General features: G+C 75.7%; 22 protein-coding genes. 15 read left to right on the plus strand and 7 right to left on the minus strand.

Annotated features, from left to right (window positions below):
• Position 1: 1 nt before the first annotated feature.
• From BUE37_RS10565 to BUE37_RS23095, 6 genes are all read left to right on the plus strand, one after another.
• Positions 2 to 1,021 carry a Brp/Blh family beta-carotene 15,15'-dioxygenase gene (locus BUE37_RS10565; RefSeq protein ID WP_073420143.1) on the plus strand — a complete coding sequence of 340 codons (1,020 nt, stop codon included), beginning with the start codon at positions 2 to 4 and terminating at the stop codon, positions 1,019 to 1,021.
• Positions 1,018 to 1,425, plus strand: coding sequence for a four-helix bundle copper-binding protein (locus BUE37_RS10570; protein ID WP_073420144.1), 408 nt, complete (start codon positions 1,018 to 1,020; stop codon positions 1,423 to 1,425). Before BUE37_RS10565 ends, BUE37_RS10570 begins: the two co-directional genes overlap by 4 nt.
• A gap of 33 nt (positions 1,426 to 1,458) precedes the next feature.
• A complete protein-coding gene (gene pdxY / locus BUE37_RS10575; protein WP_217651204.1) occupies positions 1,459 to 2,310 on the plus strand; it encodes a pyridoxal kinase PdxY in 852 nt (283 codons plus the stop codon).
• A gap of 45 nt (positions 2,311 to 2,355) precedes the next feature.
• Entirely contained in the window at positions 2,356 to 3,849 is a 1,494-nt protein-coding gene (locus BUE37_RS10580; protein ID WP_073420145.1) for an APC family permease, read from the plus strand.
• Between the two features lie 62 nt (positions 3,850 to 3,911).
• Positions 3,912 to 4,304 (plus strand): hypothetical protein, encoded by a 393-nt coding sequence (locus tag BUE37_RS10585; RefSeq protein ID WP_073420146.1) that lies wholly within the window; start codon positions 3,912 to 3,914, stop codon positions 4,302 to 4,304.
• Complete coding sequence (locus BUE37_RS23095) at positions 4,301 to 5,581, plus strand: ANTAR domain-containing protein (RefSeq protein ID WP_083628548.1); 1,281 nt, start codon at positions 4,301 to 4,303, stop codon at positions 5,579 to 5,581. The genes BUE37_RS10585 and BUE37_RS23095 overlap by 4 nt, the downstream gene beginning before the upstream one ends.
• A gap of 10 nt (positions 5,582 to 5,591) precedes the next feature.
• Here BUE37_RS23095 and BUE37_RS10600 read toward each other — a convergent pair whose 3' ends face one another.
• Entirely contained in the window at positions 5,592 to 7,592 is a 2,001-nt protein-coding gene (locus BUE37_RS10600) for a CheR family methyltransferase (protein WP_083628549.1), read from the minus strand.
• A gap of 3 nt (positions 7,593 to 7,595) precedes the next feature.
• Positions 7,596 to 8,651, minus strand: coding sequence for a chemotaxis protein CheB (locus BUE37_RS10605; RefSeq protein WP_073420147.1), 1,056 nt, complete (start codon positions 8,649 to 8,651; stop codon positions 7,596 to 7,598).
• Positions 8,652 to 8,867: 216 nt separating this feature from the next.
• Between BUE37_RS10605 and BUE37_RS10610 the strand changes: the two genes are divergently transcribed.
• Genes BUE37_RS10610 through BUE37_RS10625 form a run of 4 tightly spaced genes read left to right on the plus strand, consistent with a single transcriptional unit; the run spans position 8,868 to position 12,335 of the window.
• A complete protein-coding gene (locus BUE37_RS10610) occupies positions 8,868 to 10,124 on the plus strand; it encodes an NRAMP family divalent metal transporter (protein ID WP_083628550.1) in 1,257 nt (418 codons plus the stop codon).
• An 11-nt stretch (positions 10,125 to 10,135) separates the two neighbouring features.
• On the plus strand, positions 10,136 to 10,903 hold the full coding sequence (locus BUE37_RS10615) for a LamB/YcsF family protein (RefSeq protein WP_245794500.1): 768 nt from the start codon (positions 10,136 to 10,138) through the stop codon (positions 10,901 to 10,903).
• Complete coding sequence (locus BUE37_RS10620) at positions 10,903 to 11,511, plus strand: 5-oxoprolinase subunit B family protein (protein WP_073420730.1); 609 nt, start codon at positions 10,903 to 10,905, stop codon at positions 11,509 to 11,511. The genes BUE37_RS10615 and BUE37_RS10620 overlap by 1 nt, the downstream gene beginning before the upstream one ends.
• Positions 11,505 to 12,335 carry a 5-oxoprolinase subunit C family protein gene (locus BUE37_RS10625; RefSeq protein WP_073420148.1) on the plus strand — a complete coding sequence of 277 codons (831 nt, stop codon included), beginning with the start codon at positions 11,505 to 11,507 and terminating at the stop codon, positions 12,333 to 12,335. The genes BUE37_RS10620 and BUE37_RS10625 overlap by 7 nt, the downstream gene beginning before the upstream one ends.
• Here BUE37_RS10625 and BUE37_RS10630 read toward each other — a convergent pair.
• From BUE37_RS10630 to BUE37_RS10640, 3 genes are read right to left on the minus strand one after another with little or no spacing between them, the layout of a single operon-like run.
• Entirely contained in the window at positions 12,332 to 13,408 is a 1,077-nt protein-coding gene (locus BUE37_RS10630; RefSeq protein WP_139252922.1) for a maleylacetate reductase, read from the minus strand. The two genes, BUE37_RS10625 and BUE37_RS10630, sit on opposite strands and share 4 nt — an antisense overlap.
• Positions 13,405 to 14,364 (minus strand): intradiol ring-cleavage dioxygenase, encoded by a 960-nt coding sequence (locus tag BUE37_RS10635; protein WP_245794502.1) that lies wholly within the window; start codon positions 14,362 to 14,364, stop codon positions 13,405 to 13,407. Before BUE37_RS10635 ends, BUE37_RS10630 begins: the two co-directional genes overlap by 4 nt.
• The gene (locus BUE37_RS10640) at positions 14,361 to 16,115 is read right to left on the minus strand and encodes an FAD-dependent oxidoreductase (protein ID WP_073420149.1); all 1,755 of its coding nucleotides are present in this window, start codon (positions 16,113 to 16,115) and stop codon (positions 14,361 to 14,363) included. The genes BUE37_RS10635 and BUE37_RS10640 overlap by 4 nt, the downstream gene beginning before the upstream one ends.
• A 253-nt stretch (positions 16,116 to 16,368) precedes the next feature.
• Between BUE37_RS10640 and BUE37_RS10645 the strand changes: the two genes are divergently transcribed.
• Genes BUE37_RS10645 through BUE37_RS10665 form a run of 5 tightly spaced genes read left to right on the plus strand, consistent with a single transcriptional unit; the run spans position 16,369 to position 21,017 of the window.
• The gene (locus tag BUE37_RS10645) at positions 16,369 to 17,667 is read left to right on the plus strand and encodes an ABC transporter substrate-binding protein (RefSeq protein WP_073420150.1); all 1,299 of its coding nucleotides are present in this window, start codon (positions 16,369 to 16,371) and stop codon (positions 17,665 to 17,667) included.
• Positions 17,664 to 18,422, plus strand: a complete 759-nt coding sequence (locus BUE37_RS10650) for an ABC transporter ATP-binding protein (RefSeq protein ID WP_073420151.1) — start codon at positions 17,664 to 17,666, stop codon at positions 18,420 to 18,422. The genes BUE37_RS10645 and BUE37_RS10650 overlap by 4 nt, the downstream gene beginning before the upstream one ends.
• Positions 18,419 to 19,129, plus strand: a complete 711-nt coding sequence (locus BUE37_RS10655; protein ID WP_217651205.1) for an ABC transporter ATP-binding protein — start codon at positions 18,419 to 18,421, stop codon at positions 19,127 to 19,129. Before BUE37_RS10650 ends, BUE37_RS10655 begins: the two co-directional genes overlap by 4 nt.
• Positions 19,126 to 19,995, plus strand: a complete 870-nt coding sequence (locus tag BUE37_RS10660; protein WP_073420152.1) for a branched-chain amino acid ABC transporter permease — start codon at positions 19,126 to 19,128, stop codon at positions 19,993 to 19,995. The genes BUE37_RS10655 and BUE37_RS10660 overlap by 4 nt, the downstream gene beginning before the upstream one ends.
• Entirely contained in the window at positions 19,992 to 21,017 is a 1,026-nt protein-coding gene (locus BUE37_RS10665) for a branched-chain amino acid ABC transporter permease (RefSeq protein ID WP_073420153.1), read from the plus strand. The genes BUE37_RS10660 and BUE37_RS10665 overlap by 4 nt, the downstream gene beginning before the upstream one ends.
• Before the next feature lie 78 nt (positions 21,018 to 21,095).
• On the opposite strand, the gene BUE37_RS10670 is transcribed toward BUE37_RS10665, so the two are convergent.
• Positions 21,096 to 21,917 carry an IclR family transcriptional regulator domain-containing protein gene (locus BUE37_RS10670; RefSeq protein WP_083628551.1) on the minus strand — a complete coding sequence of 274 codons (822 nt, stop codon included), beginning with the start codon at positions 21,915 to 21,917 and terminating at the stop codon, positions 21,096 to 21,098.
• An 84-nt stretch (positions 21,918 to 22,001) separates the two neighbouring features.
• Positions 22,002 to 23,462, minus strand: coding sequence for a benzaldehyde dehydrogenase (locus tag BUE37_RS10675; RefSeq protein WP_073420154.1), 1,461 nt, complete (start codon positions 23,460 to 23,462; stop codon positions 22,002 to 22,004).
• Positions 23,463 to 23,600: the final 138 nt, after the last annotated feature.

The following is a 23,600-nucleotide window of genomic DNA, read 5'->3' on the forward strand; positions in this document are numbered from 1 at the left end:
CGTGCTGCCCGTCCCGGACCGGCGGACGGCGGGAACGCCCCTCGCCGGCCCCGCGCGGGCGGCCACCGTCGGGTCCCTGACCGCGGTGGCCGCCGTGGTCGCCGTCGAGGTCGCCGTGGGCTGGGGCGACCTGGCCTGGGTGCCGCTGGTCGCGGGCCTGCTGCTCGGCCTCCCGCACGGAGCGGTCGACCACCTCCTGCCCGGCCGCCTGCTGAGGTGGCCCCCCGCCCGGTCGGCCGCCTTCGCGCTCGCCTACGCGGGCGTCGCCGCCGTCGCCTGGCTGCTGTTCCGTGCCTTCCCGGGGCCCGCGCTGCTCGTCTTCGTCGTCCTGTCGGCCTGGCACTTCGGCACCGGCGAGACCGCCTTCGCCGACCTGCGCGCCGGCCGGCCGGTGCAGCGGCAGGTCACGGCGTCCGTGGTGCTCGGGGCGCTGGTCCTGCTCGTGCCGCTGGTGCGCGGTCAGGCGGACGCGGCCCCGGTGGTGTCCGCGGTCGTCCCCGGCTGGGACGGGCTGCTGCCGCCGGCCGTGACGACGGCCGTGCTGGTGACCGTGCTCCCGGCCGCCGCCGCGCTGGCGACCGAGCGCCTGCTCTCGGGACGCTGGCTGGAGGCCGCCGAGGTGGGCGTGCTGCTCGTGCTCGTGCTGGTCGTGCCGCCGTTCGCCGCGTTCGGGGTCTGGTTCGGGGCCTGGCACGCGCCGCGGCACGGGGCGCGGGTGCTGGCCGGGGACCCCGCGAGCGCCGCCGACCTCGCCGCCGGGCGCCTGGGCGCCCCGCTGCGCCGCTTCGCCGCGGCAGCCGCGGCGCCCACGGCCGCGGTCCTCGCCGTCCTCGCGCTGCTGTGGTCGGCCACGGACGGCTGGACAGGCCTGCTCGTGACCCTGCTGCCGCTGCTGGCGGCCCTCACGCTCCCGCACGCGCTCGTCGTCGCCTGGCTGGACCGGGCCTCGGGCGCGGGCGGGCAGATCCCCGGGACGGCGCCCGCCGCCCGGGCCCGACCGACCGGACGGAGCACCCCGTGACCCTGACCGAGCGCATGCTCGCCAGCTACCCCGCCGACCTGGGCGGCATCGACCGCGAGCGGCTGGTCGCCTGCATCGACGCCTGCCTGGAGTGCGCGCAGGCCTGCACGGCGTGCGCGGACGCGTGTCTGAGCGAGGACATGGTCGCCGAGCTGCGGACGTGCATCCGCACCGACCTCGACTGCGCCGACGTCTGCGAGGCCACCGGCCGGGTGCTGTCGCGGCACACCGGCTACGACGCGAACCTGACCCGCGCCGTCCTCGAGGCGTGCGCCGCGGCCTGCCGCGCGTGCGGCGACGAGTGCGCGGCGCACGCGGAGATGCACGAGCACTGCCGCGTCTGCGCCGAGGCCTGCCGGCGGTGCGAGCAGGCCTGCCGCGACCTGCTGGCCACCCTCGGCTGACGGCGCCCGGGGCGCATGGCACCGTGGCGCCTCGTGGTGAACGTCCTCTCGATCCAGTCGCACGTGGCCTACGGGCACGTGGGCAACTCCTCGGCCGTCTTCCCGCTGCAGCGCCTCGGGGTCGAGGTGTGGCCGGTGCACACCGTCCAGTTCTCCAACCACACCGGCTACGGGGCGTGGACGGGGCGGGTGTTCGACGGGCAGGCGGTCGAGGAGGTCGTCGACGGCATCGCCGACCGCGGGGTGCTCGGCACCGCCGACGCCGTCCTGTCGGGCTACCTGGGCTCGGCCGACATCGGCCACGCCGTCGTCGGCACCGTCGGGCGGGTGCGGGCGGCCAACCCCGACGCCGTCTACTGCTGCGACCCGGTCATCGGCGACGTCGGCCGCGGCGTGTTCGTGCGGCCCGGCATCGAGGAGCTCATGCGCGAGGTCGCCGTGCCCGCCGCCGACCTGGTGACCCCCAACCACTACGAGCTCGACCTGCTGGCGCAGATGACGACGCGCTCGCTGGGCTCGGTGAAGGACGCGGTGGCCGCGGTGCAGGGGCTCGGCCCGCGGGTGGTGCTCACCACCTCGCTGGTCGCCGAGGACACGCCGGAGGACTCCGTCGACCTGCTGGCCTCCGAGGGCGGCCGGCACTTCCGGGTGCGCACGCCGCGGCTGTCGGTGTCGGTCAACGGCGCCGGCGACGCGATCGCCGCGCTGTTCCTCGCGCACTGGCTCGACACCCGCTCCGCCGGCGAGGCGCTGGGCCGGGCGGCGGCCAGCGTGTGGGGGCTGCTGCGGCGCACCGAGGAGGCCGGCTCCCGGGAGATCCTGCTCGTCGCCGCGCAGGAGGAGTTCGTGTCGCCCTCGCGGGCCTTCCCGGTCGAGGAGGTCTAGTCCCGTCACCGAGCGGGGACGCGCGACCCGACCTAGCGTCCCCGCGTGGACCTGTTCCGGACGAAGTCGGTGGAGGCCGTCCGCGCGGACGCGGGCGACGGGGACGGGGAGGCCGGTGGCGCGCCCGACGCGGGGCACCTGCGCAAGCGGCTGTCGGCCCGGCACCTCGTCGGGTTCGGCATCGGGATCGTCATCGGCACGGGCATCTTCACGCTCACCGGCGTGACCGCGAAGAACACCGCGGGCCCGGCGGTCGTCGTCTCCTTCGCCCTCGCCGGGCTGGTCGCCCTGCTGGCGGCGGTCTGCTACGCCGAGCTCGCCTCGGCCGTGCCGACGGCGGGCAGCGCCTACTCCTACACCTACGCCACCGTGGGCGAGGTCGTCGCCTGGATCATCGGCTGGGACCTGTTCCTCGAGTTCGCCCTCGGTGCGGCGGTGGTCGCCCGCGGTTGGTCGGGCTACGTGGGCAACCTGTTCGACCTCCCGCCGTCGCTGTTCGGCGAGACCGCGACGGTCAACGTCGGCGCGGCAGCGATCGTCGTCGTGCTGACGCTGGTGGCGGTGCTCGGCATCCAGGAGTCCGCGCGGGTCACGGGGCTGCTCGTCGTGGTGAAGGTCGCCGTCTGCGTGTTCGTCATCGGGGTCGGCGCCTGGTTCGTGCGCGGCGACAACCTCAGCCCGTTCGTGCCGCCGTCGGAGCCCGCCGAGGGCGGCAGCGGCCTCACCCGCCCGCTCATCGAAGCGATCGCCGGGCTCGAGCCGGCGGCGTTCGGCATCGGGGGCGTGGTCACCGCCGCCGCCGTCGTCTTCTTCGCCTACACCGGCTTCGAGGCGGTCGCCAACCTCTCGGAGGAGACCCGCCGCCCGGCGCGCGACGTCCCGCTGGGCCTGCTCGGCACCCTGGGCCTCGCGACGGCGCTCTACGTCGGCGTCGCCTTCGTCGTGGTCGGGATGGTGCGGTACACCGACATCGACGAGGGCGCCCCGATCGCCGACGCCTTCGACCAGGTCGGGCTCGGCTGGGCGTCGTCGCTGGTGTCGATCGCGGCGGTGGCCGGGCTGACCTCGGTCATCCTGGTCGACCTCATCACCATCGGCCGGATCGGCTTCGCCATGGGCCGCGACGGGCTGCTGCCGCCGGCGGTGGCCCGGGTCAGCTCGCGCACCGGCGTCCCGGCGCGGGTGACGCTGCTGTTCGCCGTCCTCGTGCTGGTGCTCGCCGCCCTCGTGCCGCTCGGGACGCTGGCCGACCTCGTGAGCATCGGGACGCTGTTCGCGTTCCTGCTGGTGGCGATCGCCGTGCCGGTGCTGCGCCGCACCCGCCCGGAGCTGCCGCGGCCGTTCCGCGTGCCGTTCTCCCCGGTGGTACCCGCCCTCGCGGCGGTGGCCTGCCTGTACCTGATGCTCAACCTCAGCATCGAGACGTGGCTGCGCTTCCTCGCCTGGCTGGCGCTCGGGATGGTCGTCTACGCCGCCTACGGGTACCGGCACTCCCGCGTGCGGCAGGCGGCGCGCAGCGGCTCCGTCGACCGGGGGTGACGCCGGGCCGCACCGGATCGGGTCGTCTCGCATCGCGGCCTCCGGCGTAGCAGAGTCGGGGTGTGACAGCTGACGACCCGGGGAGCCGGGCGGCGGAACGCGCGGAGTCGGCGGGCCGGCGCACGCGGGAGCTGTCGGAGCGGCTCACCCGCCTGGCGTCGGGGTGGCCGTCGTCGGAGGACGACGTCCGCGCGGCCCGGCAGGCCGCGGAGCAGTCCGCCACCCACGCCGAGGAGGCCCACCAGCGGGCGGCCGCCCGGCACGAGCAGGCGGCGCAGGCCCACGAGGCCGCCGCCCGGCTGCACGACGACGCGGCGGACATGGGCGTCGGCGACCCGGACCGGCACCGGCGGCAGGCCGCCGGGCACCGGGAGGGCGCCGCGGCCGACCGCGACTCCGCCTCGGCCGACCGGGAGGCCGCCGACGACGACGCGACCGAGGAGGGTGCCCGGTGAGCGCCGGCCACGAGCGACGCCCCCCGCCCGCCGACCTCGTCGGCGAGCTCGCCGAGCTCGAGGTCGCCCGCGAGGAGCTCCAGGTCGCCGAGGAGGAGCTGCAGGCCCAGCAGCAGGAGATCGCCCGGCTGGTCTCGCGTGTCGACCGGGAACGCCGCTGGCAGGAGCACGTCGCGGCCCTGCTGCCGGTGGGGCTCTTCGTCACCGACGGCACCGGCCAGGTGCTCGAGGCGAACCCGGCGATGGCCGCGCTCCTCGGCGTGGCCCTCCCCCGGCTCGGCGGCAAGCCGCTGTCGGTGTACCTCGACCCCGAGGACGTGCGCGGCCTGCGCTGGGCGCTGCGGGCCCTGGGGACCGGGAGGTCCGCCGACTACCGCTCCCCGGTGACGGTCCGCGGCCGCGGCGCCGCCGCGACCGGGCAGCTGTTCGGCACACCCGACGTCGTCCACCCCGACGCGGGGCGCGCCCGCATCCGCTGGGTGCTCGTGACCGACGAGCACGGACTCCCGCCGGCGGAGCCGGAGCCCCGGGCGAGCGGCGACGACGGCCCGACGCGGGACGCCGCGCCGGTCTCCGTGGCCGAGGCGCTCACGCAGCTGACCCGCCTCGCCGGCACGGACGCCGACCGCCGGCAGCTGCTGCTGCGCATGTCCGGCCTCGCGCAGCGGGCCGTGCCGGCCGCCGACTGGGTGAGCGTCACGGTCGGCCGGCCCGCGGCGCCGCGGGCCATCGGCAGCGACTCGGCCGCCGCCCAGGACGTCGACGGCCGGCAGATGCGCGCCGAGGAGGGGCCGTGCTGGGACGCCGCGGCGCTGCAGGAGGTCGTGGTGACCGGCGACCTGCGCGCGGATCCGCGCTGGCCGGCGCTGGGGCGGATCGCCGGGGCCGGGCCGGTGCGCAGCGTGCTGGCCGTCCCGCTCGCCGTCTCCGGCGACCCCACCGGCGTGCTCAACGTCTACGCGGCGGCTGCCGACGCGTTCACCGAGACCGACCGGCGCATCGCCGAGCTGGTGGCGACGGCGATCGCGGCCGTCCTGGACGAGGCCGCCGAGCGGGAGTCACTGCGCCGGCTCACGCTCAACCTGGAGCAGGCGCTGGCCTCCCGCGCCGTCATCGACCAGGCCAAGGGCGTGCTCATCGCCCGCCTGGGCGTGGACGCCGACGAGGCCTTCGCCCGGCTGGTGACCCTCAGCAACCGGCTCAACGTCAAGGTCCGCGACCTCGCCCACCTGGTGGTCGAGGGCCACGCCGACGAGGTCATCGCCGCCGGGACATGAGCACGCGCCGTCAGTCGGCCGGGTCCATGAGGACCACCGCGCCGCTGCGCCCGCCGCTCCCCGGCGTGAACGCGCTCACCGTGACCCGGATCTGCACCGCGCGGCCCCGGCGGTTCACCGCCTGCAGCACGACCGTCTCGTGGGCGGGGCCGTCCCCGGCCACCTGCCGGCGCAGCAGCGCGTGCAGCTGCGACACGGGCAGGCCGACGTCGAGGTTGAGCAGGTACTGGTCCACGACCTCGTCCTGCCGCAGGCCCCACAGGTCCTCGGCCGCGGCGTTCCAGGCGAGCACCCGCAGGTCCTGGTCGACGACGACCACCCCGGCCCGGAAACTCGACAGCACGCCGGACATGAACTCGTAGAGGGTGGCGACCTCCTCGGTGCTGGCCCGCAGCTCCTCGTTGGTCGTGTGGAGCTCGTCGTTCATCGACTGGAGCTCCTCGTTCATCGTCTCGAGCTCCTCGTTGGTCGACTGGAGCTCCTCGTTGGTGGTCTCCAGCTCCTCGACCGTCGACTGGAGCTCCTCGTTGGTGGTCTCCAGCTCCTCGTTGGTCGACTGCAGCTCCTCGTAGGCGGTCTCCAGCTGCCGGTTGGCGTACTCCAGCTCGCGCTGCAGGCGCCGGTAGTGGGTGACGTCCTCGAAGACGACGGTGCAGCCGAGCGGGCTGCCGTCCTCCCGGGTCAGCGGCACCACCTGGACGTCGAAGACGAGGGCCTCGGCGCCGGGCTGGTGACGCTCCACGCCGCGCAGCCACACGGGACGCCGCGTACCCACGGCCTCGGCGATCGCCGCGCGCAGCTCCACCGGCCGGTAGGAGACCTCGAGGTCCTGGAAGGGCCGGCCGACGTCGCGGTCCTCCACCCGGAACAGCCGCTCGGCGTGGGAGTTCACCATGGCCAGCCGGCCGTCGGCGTCGAGGACGAGCTGCGCGCCGGGCGAGGAGACCATGGCCGCCCGACGCAGCCGGGCGAGGTCGCCGATCCCGGCCTGGACGTCGACCTCCGGGGCGGCCGGCAGCACGCGCCGCTCCAGCGCCGTCCTCGCGTCCCGCTTGCGGAAGAACCGGCGGGTCAGGTCGACCGGCAGGAACAGCTGGGCGTGGGAGAGCAGCATCTCCGCCTTGCCCAGGAACAGCAGCCCGTGGGGCGCGAGGGCGAAGTGCAGCCGGCCGAGGATGCGGTTCTGCGTCTCGGCGTTGAAGTACATGAGCGTGTTGCGGCACAGCAGCAGGTCGACGTGCGAGATCGGCGCGTCCTGCACCAGGTCGTTGCGCCCGAAGATCACCGAGCGCCGCAGGTCCTTGCGGAACGCGAAGCGGCTGCCCTCCTGGGTGAAGTAGCGCTCCACCTGCTCGGGCGTGAGGCCCGTCATCTCCCGCTCGGTGAACAGCGCCTGGCGGGCCTGCGTCAGCGCCTCCTCGTCGACGTCGGTGGCGTAGATCTTCACGCGCTCGCGGAACTCGTCCACGCCCAGCGTCTCGGCCAGCAGGATGGCCAGGCTGTAGGCCTCCTGGCCGGACGCCGAGCCCGCGCTCCACACCCGGATGACCGGGCCGGCGGTGGCGAGCAGGTCCGGCAGCAGCCGGTCGCGCAGGTGGTCCCAGGCCGGCCGGTCGCGGAAGAAGCTCGTGACGTTGATCAGGATGGTGTTGAACAGCGGCGGGAACTCGTCGGGGTGGACCTCCAGGAAGTCCTGGTACTCCGCGACCGACTCGATGCCCACCTCGCCCATGCGGCGCTGCACGCGACGGACCAGGCTGGGCCGCTTGTAACCGGTGAAGTCGAACCCCCGCCGCTCGCGCAGGTAGACCAGCAGCGCCTCGAAGTCCGGGTCGAGCCCGGCCGCGGCGTCGGTGAACAGGTCGGGGGCCTCCTCGTCGCCGGCGACGTCCTCGGTGCCGTACTCGGCGTCGTCGAGCAGCTCGTCGGCCCCCGGGTCATCGGCCCGCAGGTCATCGGCCCGCAGGTCGTCGGCCGGCCCGTCCGCGGCCCGCGGCCCGTCCTGTGCCATCGGTCAGGCCCCCTGCCGGTCCGCGGGGTCGCCGAGGACGTCGTCGGCGTCGTCGGGGACGTCCCCGCCGTCGAGCGTCCCGCGCTCGAGCATCCCGCGCAGCAGGCCGGCGGCCCGCAGCGCCTCGTCGTGCCGGCGGCGGAAGGCGGTCGCGCTGTGCCGGTGCCCGTTGGCCACCGCCCGCTCGCCCATCCGCAGGCTGAGCGCCGCGCGCTCCTCGAGGCCGCGCAGCGCCATCCACAGCGCCCCCTCGAGCGCCTGGGCCTGCTCGGCGGCCAGCGCCTCCGGCGACCAGGCGTGTCCCACCCGGCAGCGGTAGCGCTCCATGCCGCCCTCGGTGATCGAGAACAGCGACCCGTGGCAGCTCGGGCAGCCGAACCCCGAGGGCGTACCCGGGCGCTCGTCGGCGTCCATCGCGCCGGGGTCCAACTGGGCCATCTCCGTCTCCGTCGTCATGAGGTCGGTGGGCGGCAGCACGTCCGCGGCGTCGACCGCCTCGCGTGTGAGCCGGTCGAGCAGGGCGGGCATCCCGGCGAGCGGGACCACGTGGTCGGCGCCGCCGATCTCCGCGGCGTGCAGGGGCATGCTCGCGTACAGGGCCTCCTCCGGGTCCTGCGCGAGCCCGACGCCGCCGCGCGCCCGGACGGCGATGGTGCCGGCGGTCCCGTCGTCCAGGGCGCCGGAGAGGACGAGGCTCACCACGCGCGGCCCCCGGGCGCGGGCTGCCGAGCGGAACAGCACGTCGACCGCCGGGCGGTGCCCGTTCTCCCGCGGGCCGCGGGAGAGGGACAGGTGCCCGTCGACGACGAGCAGGTGCCGGTCGGGGACGGCGACGGTCACCGTCCCCGGCGTCAGCGGCATCCCGTCCTCGGCCGAACGCACCGGCAGGGCCGAGACCCGGCCGAGGACGGCGGCCAGCGCACTGCGGCCGGACGACGGGATGTGCAGCGTCACCAGCACGGCCGCCGGCAGGTCCTCGGGCAGGCCGGCGAGCAGTTCGCGCAGCGCCTCGACGCCCCCGGCGGAGGCCCCGATCACCACCAGGTCGCGCGTCGTCATCGCGGCTCCGTCCTCGTCCGCCGGGTGGGAGGGTCCCTGCGGCGATGGGCGTCAGCCTAGGCGTCCGGGCCGGAGCCGATCCGCGCGACGGCGCGGCACGTCCGGCCGCTTTGCGGGCCCCGGGGCGCCTGGCTAGCGTCCCCGGCGGCGGGCAGCAGCGCCCCCGCACCGGACGACGCCCTCCGCACGCACGCCGACCGACACCCCGGAGCGCCGATGTCGCACCCGCCTGCCGACCGTCCCGTCGCCCCTGACGAGACCGCCGCCCCGACCGGCGGCCGCATGTCGGCGAGCACCCGCTCGACCGTCCTGGGCGCGATGTTCCTCATGGCCACCTCGGCCATCGGCCCCGGGTTCATCACCCAGACGACGACGTTCACCGTCCAGCTCGGCGCCGCGTTCGCCTTCGCGATCGCCGTCTCGATCGTCATCGACATCGCCCTGCAGCTGAACGTCTGGCGGGTCGTCGGCGTCTCCGGACGTCGGGCGCAGGAGCTCGGCAACCTCGTCCTGCCCGGCCTGGGCTGGCTCATGGCCGGCCTGCTCGTCGTCGGCGGCCTGGTGTTCAACGTGGGCAACGTGGCGGGCTCCGGCCTGGGCACCGACGCGATGTTCGGCCTCGACCCCCGGATCGGGGGCGCGCTGTCGGCGCTGGTGGCGATCGGGGTCTTCCTCAGCAGGCGCGCCGGCGTCGCCGTCGACCGGATCGTCGTGGTGCTCGGCCTGGCGATGATCCTGCTGACCACCTACATCGCGGTCACCTCCGGCCCGCCGGTGGGGACGGCGCTGCGCAACGTCGTGCTGCCCGAGACCGTCGACGTCCTCGCGATCACCACGCTGGTCGGCGGCACGATCGGCGGCTACATCGTCTACGCGGGCGCCCACCGGCTGCTCGACTCCGGCGTCACCGGCCCCGCCCACGTCCGCGACATCACCCGCGGGTCGGTCACCGGCATCGTCGTCACCGGGATCATGCGGGTCGTCCTGTTCCTGGCGATCCTCGGTGTCGTGGCCGGCGGGGCGGCGCTGGACCCGGAGAACCAGGCCGCGTCGGCCTTCGAGGTCGCCGCCGGGGAGGTGGGTCTGCGGGTGTTCGGCGTGGTGCTGTGGGCGGCGTCGATCACCAGCGTCATCGGCGCCTCGTACACGTCGGTGTCGTTCGTGACCTCGCGGACCCGGACCTCCGACCGCACCCGCACCCTGCTGGTCGTCGGCTTCATCGCCGTCACCACGCTGGCGTTCCTGCTGGCGGGGACCGCGCCGACGACGCTGCTCGTGTTCGCCGGCGCCTTCAACGGGCTGCTGCTCCCCATCGGGATCGCCGTGCTGCTCTGGGTGGCCACCCGGCGCACCGACCTGCTCGGCGGCTACCGGTACCCCCGCTGGCTGCTGGTGGTCGGGTGGGTGGCGTGGCTGGGCACCCTCTACCTCGCGGTGAACTCGGTCCGCCCGGTCATCGACCTCTTCGCCTGAGGGGACACCCCGTGACCTCCGCACGCATGGACCTCAACTCCGACCTCGGCGAGGGCTTCGGCCAGTGGACGCTCGGCGACGACGACGCGCTGCTCGGCGTGGTCACCAGCGCCAACGTCGCCTGCGGCTTCCACGCCGGGGACCCGGTGATCCTGCGGAGGGTGTGCGACCGGGCCGCGGCCGCCGGCGTCGCGATCGGCGCGCAGGTGGGCTACCGCGACCTCGCCGGCTTCGGCCGGCGGTTCGTCGACGTCGAGCCCGACGCGCTGACCCAGGACGTGCTCTACCAGGTGGGCGCGCTGGAGGCGTTCGCCCGCGTCGCCGGCACGCGGGTGCGCTACGTCAAGCCGCACGGCGCGCTCTACAACGCGATCGTCACCCACGAGGAGCAGGCGGCGGCCGTCGTCCGCGCCGTCGTGGACTACGACCGCACGCTGCCGGTCCTCGGCCTGCCCGGCTCGGCGTTCCTGCGGCTGGCGGCCGACGCCGGCCTGCGCACGGTGGCGGAGGCCTTCGCCGACCGCGCGTACACGCCGGAGGGGACGCTGGTGTCCCGCCGGCTGCCCGGCGCCGTCCTCACCGACGCCGACGAGATCACCCGCCGCTGCGTGGCGATGGCGACCGGCGGGGAGGTCCGCGACGTCGACGGCGGCCTGCTGCGGCTCGCGCCGGACTCGATCTGCGTGCACGGCGACACCCCGGGCGCGGTGGACATCGCCCGCCGGGTGCGGTCGGCCCTCACCGACGCGGGGGTCGACCTCGCGCCCTTCGCCGCGTGATGCGGGTGCTGCCCAGCGGCTCGGCCGCGCTGCTCGTCGAGGTCGCCGACCTCGACGCGGTGCTCGCCCTGCACGCGGCGCTGGAGGCCGACCGGCCGCCGGGCGTCGTCGACCTGGTGCCGGCGGCGCGCACGGTGCTGCTGGTCGTGGACCCCGAGGTGACCTCCCTCGACGCCGTCGAGGCGGCGCTCCGGCGGGTGACGCCGCGGCCCGGCGGCCGCGCCGACGCGGGCCTGGTCGAGCTGCCGGTCGTCTACGACGGGGCGGACCTCGCCGACGTCGCCGCGCACCTGGGCGTGGCGCCGGAGGAGGTCGTGGCCCGGCACGCCGACACGGAGTGGACGGTGGCGTTCTCCGGGTTCGCGCCCGGCTTCGGCTACCTCACCCCGGCCGGCGGTGGCTGGGACGTGCCGCGCCGGCCGTCGCCCCGCACGCGGGTGCCGGCCGGGGCGGTGGCGGTGGCCGGCGGGTTCACCGGCGTCTACCCGCGGGAGTCGCCGGGCGGCTGGCAGCTGGTCGGGCGCACCGACGTCGCCGTGTTCGACCTGGCCCGCGACCCGGCCGCGCTGCTGCGGCCGGGCGTGCGCGTGCGGTTCGTGCCGTGCTGACGGTGCTCGCGCCCGGCCCGCTCACCACCGTGCAGGACCGCGGCCGGCCCGGGCTGGCGGGGATCGGCGTCGGCCGGTCCGGGGCGGCCGACCGGGCGGCGGCGGAGCTGGCCAACCGGCTGGTGGGCAACGCCCCCGGCGCGGCGGTGCTCGAGGCGACGCTCGGCGGGCTCGCCGTGCGCGCGGACGCCGACCTGCTCGTCGTCACCACCGGCGCGCGCTGCCCCGGCAGCCCGGTGCACACCGCCCCGGGCCCGCTGCGGGCCGGCGCCACGCTCGCGCTCGGCACCCCGCCCGCCGGGTTGCGCACCTACCTCGCCGTCCGGGGCGGGTTCGCCGTCGCGCCCGTGCTCGGGTCGCGGTCCACCGACGTGCTGGCCGGCCTCGGGCCCCCGGTCCTGCGCGCCGGCGACGTGCTGCCGGTGGGCGGCGACGCCGGCCCGTTCCCCGCCGTCGACCTCGCGCCGGGAGCCGACCCGCCCGGCGGCGAGGTGACCGTGCGACTGCTGCCCGGCCCACGCGCGGACTGGCTGACCGCCGCCGCGCGGGAGGCGCTCGCGGGCCCCTGGACGGTCACCGCCGAGAGCAACCGGGTGGGCCTGCGGTTGACCGGCCCGCGCCTGGAGCGCGCGGTCGACGCCGAGCTGCCCAGCGAGGGCCTGGTCCGCGGGGCGGTGCAGGTGCCGCCGGCCGGGCAGCCGGTGCTCTTCCTCGCCGACGCCCCGGTCACCGGCGGCTACCCGGTGGCCGGCTACGTCGACGACGCCGACGTCGACCGCTGCGCGCAGCTCCGCCCCGGGCAGACGCTGCGCCTGCGCCGCTAGACGGGCAGCGGCTCCGGGGGCTCGCCGGCCCAGGCGGCGCGCAGCAGCGCGGCGACGCCGTCGCGGGTGACCGGGCGGGGGTTGGCGTACGGGTTGGCCACGGCGAGGTCGGCGATCCGGTCGACGTCCGCCTCCGCCATGCCGAGCTCCCGCAGCGAGCGCGGGGCGCCGAGCCGGCCGGCCAGCTCCCACAGCGCCCGCGCGGGGTCCGGCGCCCCGCCGAGCGCCCGCGACAGGGCGGCCACCGCGCCGGGCGCCGCGGGCTGGTTGAACGCCAGCGCGTGCGGCAGGACGACGGTGTGCGTGGGCGCGTGCGGCAGGTCCAGTGTGCCGCCGAGGGTGTGGCAGAGCTTGTGGTGCAGCGACATGGTGGTGGCGGCGAGCACCGCGCCGCACAACCAGGCGCCGTACTGGGCCTCCGAGCGGGCGTCGAGGTCGGCGCCGTCGGCCACGACGCGGGGCAGCGCGGCGACCAGCGCCCGGGCGCCCTCCTCGGCCATGAGCGACACGATCGGCGTCGCGTCGGGGGCGTACAGGCCCTCGACGGCGTGCGCCACGGCGTTGAGCCCGGAGGTCGCCGACATCCCGGGCGGCAGGCCGAGGGTGAGCTCGGGGTCGTAGACGACGCTCACCGGGAGCACCCGGACGTCGCGGCCGGTGCGCTTCTCCCCCGCCTCGGTGAGCCCCCACACCGGGGTCATCTCCGAGCCGGCGTAGGTGGTGGGGACGGCGACCACCGGCAGCCCGTGCTCCAGCGCGATCGCCTTGCCCAGCCCCACGGCCGAGCCGCCGCCGACCGCCACGCAGCCGTCGGCACCGAGCTCTCGGGCGAGCTCGCGGGCGCGGGTGGCCACCTCCACGGGCACGTGCATGCGCGCCTCGGCGAGCACCCCGGCCGCCCGGTCGCCGAGCGCGGCGGCGACCGCGCGGCCGGTGTCCTCCTGCTCCGGGGAGCACAGCACCAGCACCCGGGTGAGCCCGAGGGCGGCCACCTCGTCGGGCAGCCGCGCCACGACGCCGGGGCCGAACACGACCCGCATCGGCAGCGCCTGGTAGGTGAACGGCGCGATCACGCCGGCGCCCCGCGCACGACGGTCGGCTGCGCGTCGGCCGGCTGGGCGGCCGGCGGCGCCTGCCCCTCCCGCAGCAGCGTCAGGTCGAAGGTCAGCGTGCGGAACGGGTTGGCCAGCCCGACCTCGGCGGCGCGGGCCGGGTCGTCGACCTCCGGGACCTCGCGCACCAGCGACTCCTTGACGCCGAACACGGCGTCGGAGTCCAGGTACGGGGAGTCGGCGACGAACACGTGCGTGGTCACCGGCCGGTAGCCCGGGGCGGCGACGATGAAGTGCAGGTGCGCGGGGCGGTTCGGGTGCCGGCCGGTGGCGGCCAGCAGCTGCCCGACCGGGCCGTCGTCGGGGATCGGGTAGAAGCGCGGCACGACCGAGCGGAACCAGAACCGGCCGTCGCCGTCGGCGGTGAACAGCCCGCGCAGGTTCCCCGGCGGCTGGACGTCGGGCTGCTGGACGTCGTAGAAGCCGTCCTCGTTGGTCTGCCAGACGTCGACGGTCGCGCCGGCCAGCGGCTCGCCGTCCGGGCCGGTGACCTGCCCGGACACCAGGCACGGGGTGCCCTTGCCGTCGAGGGCGATGTCGTCGCCGAGCTGCCGGGGCGGGGACTCCACCATGTGGAACGGGCCGAGCACGGTCGACTCGGTGGAGGTGCCGCCCGCGCGGTGGTTGATCGTCTCCACCAGCATCGAGACCCCGAGGACGTCGGACAGCAGGATGAACTCCTGCCGGACGTCGTCGCTCGTGTGGCCGGTGCGGGTGAGGAAGTCGATCGCGAACGCCCACTCCTCCTCGGTGAGCTCGACGTCCTTGACGAACGCGTGCAGGTGGCGGACCAGCGAGGTCATCACCTGCCGCAGCCGCGGGTCGGGGGTGCCCGCGAAGCTGGCCGCGACGACGTCGGCCGAGCGCTCCTCGCTGAACAGCTCCCCGGTTCCCTCGCCCGTCACCTCGGCGGTCACAGGGCCCGGTCCAGGACGGTGCGCAGCGCGTCCTCGAGGGCGGTCGCGGCGTCGGCGACCGCGCCCGCCGAGCGGTAGGCCACGTAGTTGTCGGGGCGGACGAGCAGCGCGCCGCCGTCGTCGGTGCCGCGCACCCGCGCCCAGTCGCCGTAGAGGTCGTCGTACTCGCGGCCCGGGCCGATGACGACGGCGGCCACCTCGACGCCGAGCCGCTCCCCCACCTCCTGCGCCGCGCGCACCCAGGCCTCGCCGCCGATGCCGGTGAAGACGGTGAAGCGCCCGTGCCCGCCGAGGTCGAGCGTGGACACCTGCCGGCGCCGGTCGGCGGTGACCCAGGCGTGCGGCAGCTTGGCGCCCGGCCGCGAGGTGGGGTGCGAGTACAGCTCGGGGTCGCGCACCGGCTCCTCGGGCGGCGTGCCGTCGGGCACGACGGCGGTGGACTCGTAGCGCTGGTCCATCTCCACGCCGTGGCAGTTGAACTCGTAGTCCTTGAACGCGATGGCCTCCCGCAGCGCGGCCCGCTGCTTCTCCGCCTCCGGCGTCGCCTCCTTGCGGGCGGCCATGTGCGCGACCATCAGCTCCGGGTCGGCGGTGTTCGTGAGCCCGAGCGCGTCGAAGATCCGTGCGGTGTCGGCGATGCTCTGGTTCGCCCGGTCCACCACCTGCCGGCCCACCGGCGCGCGCTCCGCGGAGTAGCTCTCCAGCAGCCCCGGCCCGGCCTGCCCGCGGACCACCAGGGCGAGCTTCCACGCCAGGTTGTAGGCGTCCTGGATGGAGGTGTTGGAGCCCAGCCCGTTCGACGGCGGGTGCCGGTGGACGGCGTCGCCGGCGCAGAAGACACGGCCGGCCGAGTACCGCTCCGCGGCGAGGTGGTTGACCGTCCAGGCCGAGCTGGAGGTGATCGTCACCGGCACCGAGTCGTCGCCGATCAGCCGGTGCACGATGCCGAGCGCGTACTCCTCGGAGAGGTCGGGCGCGGGGCCGTCGATGTCGTAGCCCCAGACGATGAGCCACTTGTGCCAGGGCCGGACCATGCGGACCAGGCCCGCGCCGATCCCGCCGACGTCGGCCCCCGGCTGCAGCACCCAGTACAGGACCGACGGCCGGTCGGCGACCAGGTGGGACAGGTCGGCCTCGAAGACGATGTTGATGCTGCCCGCGACGCCCATCTGCCCGCGCAGCGGGAGCCCCACGTGCTCGGCCACCAGGCTGCGGCCGCCGTCGGCGCCGACGACGTAGCGCGCGCGGATGTCGTACTCGTCGCCGCGCAGCCGGTCGCGCACGTGCACGGTGACGCCCTCGTCGTCCTGCTCGAGGGACAGGTACTCGGTGTCGAAGCGGACGTGCGCGCCGCGGGACTGCGCGTTGTGCAGCAGCACCGGCTCCATGAGGTCCTGCGGCATGTCGCACATGCGGGAGGGGCTGGCCGCGGAGTAGTCGGCCAGCCGGTCGGGCCGGGTGCCCCAGCTGTGCAGCCGGCCGAGCTCCTCGCCGGCGATCGAGGTGCAGTAGACGAGGTTGCCCATGAGGTGCTGCGGGGTGGCCTCGGCCATCACCTCCTCCTCGACGCCGAGGTCGCGCAGCGCCTCCATCGTGCGCTGGTTGGTGATGTGCGCCCGCGGGGTGTCGGCGAGCCGGCCGTACTTGGTGATGACCGTGGTCCGGACGCCGTAGGTGGCCAGAGCCAGCGCGGCGGCCGACCCGGCCGGGCCGGTGCCGATGACGAGGACGTCGGTCTCGACGGTGGGCATGCGCGCGGGCTCCTCTTCGGCGGGGAACGGTCCGGCGGACTTCGCCAGACGAACGACGCTTCGGTGCGTGCACAGTCAACGGCGTGGTGCCGGTCACGTCAATCCCCGCACTCCGGCCGCGGCACGGCCCGGTCACGACCGGATCGTGACCGTTGACACACCGACCGCGCACGCAGTTCACTCCCCTCGCCGACGAGCCGTCGCCAGGCGTACTGGCGTTCGTCAGGCGAACGACTCTCGACGAGGAGCAGCCGTGCAGCGCAGTCCGTCGTCCCCGGGACCCCGGTGGCTCGCCCTGTCCGGGGCCGCGCTCCTGACCCTGACCGCCTGCGGCGGCGAGCTCGGCGGCGGTGAGGGCGGTGGCAGCGGCGGCGACGCCACGCTCACCATCGGCTACGTGACGCCGCAGACCGGCGCCCTGGCCGCCTTCGGCGAGGCCGACGCCTTCGTCGTCGACCAGATGGAGCAGTACTTCGCCGACTCGCCGGTGGAGGTCGGCGGCACCGAGTACCAGGTCGAGATCGTCGTCAAGGACACCCAGTCCGACAGCGTCCGGGCCGGGGAGGTGGCCGCCGAGCTCATCAACGACGACGGCGCCGACGTCGTGCTCGCCGCCTCGACGCCGGACACCGTCAACCCGGTCGCCGACCAGTGCGAGGCCAACGGCGTCCCCTGCATCACCACGGTCGCGCCGTGGCAGCCGTTCTTCTTCGGCCGTGGCGGCACCGAGGACGAGGCCTTCGACTGGACCTACCACTTCTTCTGGGGCCTGGAGGACGTCGAGGCCGTCTACCAGGACATGTGGGGCCAGGTGCAGACCAACCGGCAGGTCGGCGCCCTGTGGCCCAACGACCCCGACGGCAACGCGTGGAGCGCGGACTTCCCGCAGGCCGTCGAGCCCAACGGCTACGCGATCACCGACCCAGGCCTCTACGAGAACGGCACCCAGGACTTCTCCGCGCAGATCTCGGCCTACCGCGGAGCGGACGCGCAGATCATGGCCGGCGTCCCGATCCCGCCGGACTTCGCCACCTTCTGGCAGCAGGCCCAGCAGCAGGGCTACCGGCCGGTGATCGCCACGGTGGCCAAGGCGATCCTGTTCCCGTCGGCCGTCGAGGCGATCGGCCCCACCGCCGACGGCCTGGCCACCGAGGTCTGGTGGAGCCCGCAGCACCCGTTCACCAGCTCGCTGACCGGGCAGGGCGCGCAGGAGCTGGCCGACGCCTACGAGACCGACACCGGGCGGCAGTGGACCCAGCCGGTCGGCTTCGTCCACGCGCTGTTCGAGGTCACCGTCGCCGCGCTGGAGGAGGCCGGCAGCACCGAGGCGCAGGCCGTCGCCGACGCGCTGTCCTCGCTGCAGGTGTCCACCGTCGTGGGCGACCTCGACTGGACCGCGGGCCCCGTGCCCAACGTCGCCAAGACGCCGCTGGTCGGCGGGCAGTGGCGGGCGACGGAGGGCGGCGAGCACCCCTTCGAGCTGGTCGTGGTCAGCAACAGCGAGGCGCCGGAGATCCCCACCGCCGGGACCGTGGAGCCCCTCCCCCGATGACCGCACCGTTGCTGGAGGTCACCGGGGTCGGCAAGCGCTTCGGCCGGCTGACCGTCCTCGACGACGTGTCCCTGTCGGTCGCGCCCGGCGAGGCGTTCGGCATCGTCGGGCCCAACGGCGCCGGGAAGTCCACCCTGCTCAACGTCGTCAACGGGGTGCTGTCGCCCGACGCCGGCACCGTCCGGCTCGACGGCGCCGACGTCACCCGGTCCGGCGCGGCGGCCCGGTGCCGCGCCGGGATCGGCCGCAGCTACCAGGTGCCGCGCCCCTTCGGCGGCATGACGGTGTTCGAGAACGCGCTGGTCGCCGCCTCGTTCGGCACCGGAGCCCGCGGCCGGGCGGCGGCCGAGGGGGCGTGGCGGGCGCTGGAGACCGCGGGCCTCACCGGCGTCGCCGACACCCCGGCCGGAGCCCTGCGCCTGCTGGACCGCAAGCGGCTGGAGCTGGCGCGGGCGCTGGCCACCGGCCCGCGGCTGGTGCTGCTCGACGAGATCGCCGGAGGGCTCACCGAGGCCGAGGTGCCGGCGCTGGTGGAGACCGTCCGCGACCTCGGCCGGCAGGGCGTGGCGGTGGTGTGGATCGAGCACGTCGTGCACGCGCTGGTCGCCGTCGTCACCCGGCTCATGTGCCTGACCTACGGGCGGGTGCTGGCCGTGGGCGAGCCCCGTGCGGTGCTCGCCGACCCCCAGGTGGTCGAGGTCTACCTCGGCTCGACGATCGGCACCGACGACCCGGTGGTGGAGGGGACCCCGTGAGCGCTCCGCTGCTGGAGGTCGACGACGTCGAGGTCGCCTACGGCGACGCGGTCGCGCTGCCCGGGCTGTCGGTGGCGGTGGCCGAGGGCGAGACGCTCGCGCTGGTCGGGGCCAACGGCGCCGGGAAGTCGACGCTGCTGCGCACGGTGTGCGGCCTGTTGCGCCCGCGCCGCGGGGCGGTCCGGCTCGACGGCGACGACGTCACCGCCCTGCCCGCGCACGCGCGGGTGGCCCGCGGCATCGCGATGAGCCCGGAGGGCCGGCGGCTGTTCCCCTCGCTGTCGGTCGAGGAGAACCTGCTCGTCGGCGGCTACGCCCGGCGCCGCGGGCCGTGGGACCTCGCCGCCGTCTACGAGCTCTTCCCGCTGGTCGCCGAGCGCCGGTCGCGGCCCGCGGCCAACCTCTCCGGCGGCGAGCAGCAGGCGGTGGCGATCGGGCGGGCGCTCATGGCCAACCCGCGGCTGCTGCTGCTCGACGAGGTGTCGCTGGGGCTGGCGCCGGTGGTGGTGGCGCAGCTGTACGCGGCGCTGCCGCGGATCACCGGCCAGGGCACGACGGTCCTCGTCGTCGAGCAGGACGTGCACCAGGCGATGGCCGTGGCCGACCGGGTGCAGTGCCTGCTCGAGGGCCGGACCGTGCTGGAGGGCCCGGCCGAGCGGATCGACCGCACCGCGCTGGCCGCGGCCTACTTCGGGGTGGCGCGATGAGCTGGGTCAACGCCGTCGTCCAGGGCGTGCTGCTCGGGGGGCTGTACGCGCTGGTCGCCGCGGGGCTGTCGCTGGTCTTCGGCGTCATGCGCATCGTCAACCTCGCGCACGGCGTGCTCGCCGTCGTCGCCGCCTACGGGGCACTCGTCCTCGGCCGCGCGCTCGGGCTGCACCCGTTCCTCGCGCTGCTGCTCGTGGTGCCCGCGATGGCGGCGATCGGCTACCTGCTGCAGCGCGGGCTGCTCGACCGGGCACTGCGCGGCGGGGAGCTCGCGCCGCTGCTGGTCACCTTCGGCCTGGCCATCGTGCTGCAGAACGTGCTGCTGGAGGCGTTCTCCGCCGACAACCAGCGGCTGTCGGTCGGCGCGCTCGGCACGTCGGGCGTGCGGATCGCCGACGGGCTGTCGATCGGCTGGTTCCCGCTGCTCGCGGCGCTCACCGGCGTGGCCGTGATCGCCGGGCTCGGCCGGTTCCTCGCCCGCACCCGCACCGGCCGGGCCATGCGCGCGGCCAGCGACGACCCGGAGGCCGCGCGGCTCATGGGCGTCGACGACCGGCGCATCTACGCGGTCGCGACGGCGCTCGCGCTGGCCACCGTCGCCGTCGCCGGGGTGTTCCTCGGCGCGCGCTCCACCTTCGACCCGGCCGCGGGCGCCACCACGCTGATCTTCGCGTTCGAGGCGGTCGTCATCGGCGGGCTCGGCTCGCTGTGGGGCACCCTCGCCGGCGGCATCGTGCTCGGCGTCGCCCAGGGGCTCGGCGCGGCGGTCGACCCGGCCTACGGGGTGCTCGCCGGGCACCTGGTCTTCCTCGCCGTGCTGGCGGTCAAGCCGCGCGGCCTGTTCCCCTCGGCGGTGACCGCGTGACCCAGCTCGACGCCCCCCGCACGGCCGCCGGCACCGGTTCGGTCCCGCGCGTCCGCCGCGGTGGGCGGGCCGCCTGGGCCGGCGGCGCGGGGCTGGTCGCCGTCGTCGCGGTCCTCGGCTACCTGCCCTACCTGGTCTCCCGCGGCACCCAGGTCGACCTCGTCGGCCTGTTCGCCCTCGTCGTGCTCGGCACGATGTGGAACCTGCTGGCCGGCTACGGCGGCATGGTCTCCATCGGCCAGCAGGCCTACATCGGCATCGGCGGCTACGGGCTGGTGTACCTCGCCGAGACCGTGGGCGTCGACCCGTTCCTGTCGGTGCCCGTGGCCGCGCTGGTGTGCGCGCTTGTGGCCTGGCCGACGTCGTACCTGGCGTTCCGGTTGTCCGGCGGCTACTTCGCCATCGGCACCTGGGTGATCGCCGAGGTGGTGCGGCTGCTGGTCACCCAGGTCGACGCCGTCGGCGCCGGGTCGGGGGCCTCGCTCACCGCGTTCTCCGGCATCGAGCCGCTGTACCGCATCGCGTTCGTCTACTGGATGTCGCTCGGCATCGCCGTCGTCGTGGTGGTCGGGGTGTACCTGCTCATGCGCTCGCGGCTGGGCCTCGCGCTGACCGCGATCCGCGACGACCCGACGGCGGCGTCGTCGGCCGGGGTGCGGGTGACCCGCGCGAAGCGGCTGGTCTACGTCGTCGCGGCGGCCGGCTGCGGGCTGGCCGGGGCGATGATCGTGGCCAACACTCTCCGCGTGCAGCCGGGGTCGATCTTCAGCGTCGACTACGCCGCGATCATGGTCTTCGTCGTCGTCATCGGCGGGATCGGCACGATCGAGGGGCCTGTGCTCGGCGCGCTGGTCTTCTACCTGCTGCAGGACTCGCTGGCCGACCTCGGCAACTGGTACCTGGTCGTGGTCGGCGGGGTGGCCATCGCGGTGACGCTGCTCGCGCCGCGGGGCCTGTGGGGGCTCACCCGCGGGCGGGTGGAGCTGTTCCCGACCGGCTACCGGGTGGCCGTCCGCCGCTGACCGGCGGTCCGGCGGCTCGCCGCGGGCCCGCGGTCCGGCGGCTCGCCGCGGGCCCGCGGTCCGGCGGGGACGTGGGACTCAGCCCCGCAGCCGCAGGTCCTCGTCTATGTCGCGGGCGGCGCGCAGCAGCGCGGGCAGGATCCGCTCACGGAGCTCCTCCGGCGGCACCCGGGTGGTGTGGCTGGAGACGGTGACGGCGGCGAGCACCGCACCGGAGGCGTCGTGCACCGGCGCGGCGACGCACTGGATGCCGGCCTCGAGCTCCTGCTCCAGCAGGCACCAGCCCTGCTCGCGGACGCCGGTGACCACCGCGCGCAGCGCATCGACGCTGGAGACGGTGTGCGGGGTGATCGGCCGCAGGTCGGCCCGGCCGAGCGCGTCCTCGAGGGCGTCGTCGTCGAGCGCGGCGAGCAGCACGCGGCCCATGGAGGAGGCGAAGGCGGGGATGCGCGAGCCGACGTCGACCTGCATGGCCATGATCCGCCGATAGGGCACGCGGACGGTGTAGACGACGTCGTCACCGGAGAGCACGCCCGCCGACGCGGTCTCCTGCACCTCCTCGGTCAGCCGGGCCAGCCGCTCGCGGACGACGTCCCACACGCTGGTGGTGGCGAGGTAGGCCTGGCCGAGCTCCAGCAGCCGCGGGCGCAGCCACCACACCTGCCCGTCGGTGCCCACGTAGTCCAGCGACTGCAGCGTGTGCAGCAGCCGGCGGGCGGTGGCCGGCGCCAGGCCGACGGCACGGGCCACCTCGGCGAGGGTGCGGCGGGGGTGGGCGGCGTCGAACGCGCGGACGACGGCGAGGCCGCGGTCGAGCGCGCGCACGTACTCGACCGGGGCGCCGTCGCGGACCAGCTGCGGACCGGCGTCCTCGTCGTGCGGCAGTGCCGTGCTGGTCATCCCGACTCCTCACCCCGGGCGCGGCGAACCGCGCTTCGCCTGGCGAACGCTACGGCAGGCTGCGCCCGGGGTCGAGGGTCGCGCTCAGAACGGGTAGGCGGGCAGGTCGCCGCGGACGGTCACCCACTGCGTCTCGGTGAAGGCCTCGATGTTGGCCTGCGGGCCACCGTGCCGGGAGCCGGTGCCCGAGGCGCCGACGCCGCCGAACGGGGCGACCGCCTCGTCGTTGACCGTCTGGTCGTTGATGTGCACCAGGCCCGACGGGATGCGCTCGGCGAGCTCGAGACCGGCGTAGACGTCGCGGGTGAGGATGCCCAGGCTCAGGCCGTACTCGGTGCCGGCGGCCAGGCGCGCGACCTCGTCGAGGCTGCTGAACGGCGTCACCGGGGCGACCGGGCCGAAGATCTCCTCCTGGTAGGCCGGGTGGTCGACCGCGACGCCGCCGAGGACCGTGGGCCGGTAGAAGAGGCCCTCGTAGGTGCCGCCGGTGCGCACGGTGGCGCCCCGGTCGACGCTGGCGGTGACCAGCCCGTGCACGCGGTCGCGCTGGCCGGCGTCGATGAGCGGGCCCATCGCCACCTGCTCGCGGAACGGGTCGCCGACCGGAAGCTTCTCGACCTTCTCGGTGAGGACGGCGGTGTACTCCTCGGCGATCGACTCGTGCACCAGGTGCCGGCTGGTCGCCATGCAGATCTGGCCCTGGTGCGCGAAGGTGCCCCAGGCGCCGACGCTGGCGGCCGCGGTCACGTCGACGTCGGGCAGCACGATCAGCGCGGAGTTTCCGCCGAGCTCGAGGTGCGCCCGCTTGAGGTGCTGGCCGGCGAGCGCGCCGACGATCCGGCCCGCCTTCGTGGAGCCGGTGAAGGCGATGACCCGCACCTGCGGCGCGGTCACCAGCGCCTCGCCGACGTCGGCCCCGCCGGGCAGCACCTGGAAGACGCCGGCCGGGAGCCCCGCCTCCTCGAAGACGCGGGCGAAGACGGCGCCGCCGGAGATGGCGGTGCGCGGGTCGGGCTTGAGGACGACGGCGTTGCCGAGCGCCAGCGCGGGGGCGATCGCGCGGATCGCCAGGATCGTCGGCACGTTGAACGGCGCGATCACGCCGACGACGCCGGCCGGCACGCGGCGGGCGAAGCTCAGCCGCGGGGAGCCGGTGCGCAGCAGCTCGCCGTAGGGGTGGCTCGGCAGCGCGGAGGCCTCGTAGCACTCCTGGGCGCTGGTGTGGACCTGGAAGTCGCCGAAGGGCTGGATCGCCCCGGACTCCCGGGCCAGCCAGCCCTTGATCTCGTCGGCGTGCTCCTCGAGCACCTGCCCGGCGCGGCGCAGCACCCGGGCGCGGTCCTCGAACGGGGTCGCGGCCCACGCGCGCTGCGCCTCGGCGGCCCGCTCGGCCGCCGCGAGGACGTCCTCCGGCGTCGCCTTGCCGACCGGCGCGATGACGTCGCCGGTGGCCGGCTCGACCGCGTCGTAGGTGCCGCCGGACCCGTCGGTCCAGGTGCCCGTCCAGATCCTGCCCTGCCACGCGCCGTCGTCCAGGAGTGCCACGTCGTCCCTCTCGTCGTCGTACCGGTGCCCGCCGAGTCTCGCCGGTCCGCCTTCCGCGCGCGAAAGGCGGCCCTCCCGCGCCTGAGATCGCCCTTCCTCCTGTGCCGCTGACCTGCGAGAACTGTCGTACCCCGGTCG

This window comes from Geodermatophilus nigrescens (genome assembly GCF_900129495.1).
Taxonomy (GTDB): domain Bacteria; phylum Actinomycetota; class Actinomycetes; order Mycobacteriales; family Geodermatophilaceae; genus Geodermatophilus; species Geodermatophilus nigrescens.

Coding starts and splice junctions, on each gene's coding strand:
- BUE37_RS10605 (WP_073420147.1), bottom strand. CDS start 8,651: ATGACGACGCGCGACCTGGTGGTGATCGGGGCCTCCGCCGGGGGCGTC.
- BUE37_RS10620 (WP_073420730.1), top strand. CDS start 10,903: ATGCGGGTGCTGCCCAGCGGCTCGGCCGCGCTGCTCGTCGAGGTCGCC.
- BUE37_RS10610 (WP_083628550.1), top strand. CDS start 8,868: ATGTCGCACCCGCCTGCCGACCGTCCCGTCGCCCCTGACGAGACCGCC.
- BUE37_RS10640 (WP_073420149.1), bottom strand. CDS start 16,115: ATGCCCACCGTCGAGACCGACGTCCTCGTCATCGGCACCGGCCCGGCC.
- BUE37_RS10600 (WP_083628549.1), bottom strand. CDS start 7,592: ATGGCACAGGACGGGCCGCGGGCCGCGGACGGGCCGGCCGACGACCTG.
- BUE37_RS10670 (WP_083628551.1), bottom strand. CDS start 21,917: ATGACCAGCACGGCACTGCCGCACGACGAGGACGCCGGTCCGCAGCTG.
- BUE37_RS10650 (WP_073420151.1), top strand. CDS start 17,664: ATGACCGCACCGTTGCTGGAGGTCACCGGGGTCGGCAAGCGCTTCGGC.
- BUE37_RS10660 (WP_073420152.1), top strand. CDS start 19,126: ATGAGCTGGGTCAACGCCGTCGTCCAGGGCGTGCTGCTCGGGGGGCTG.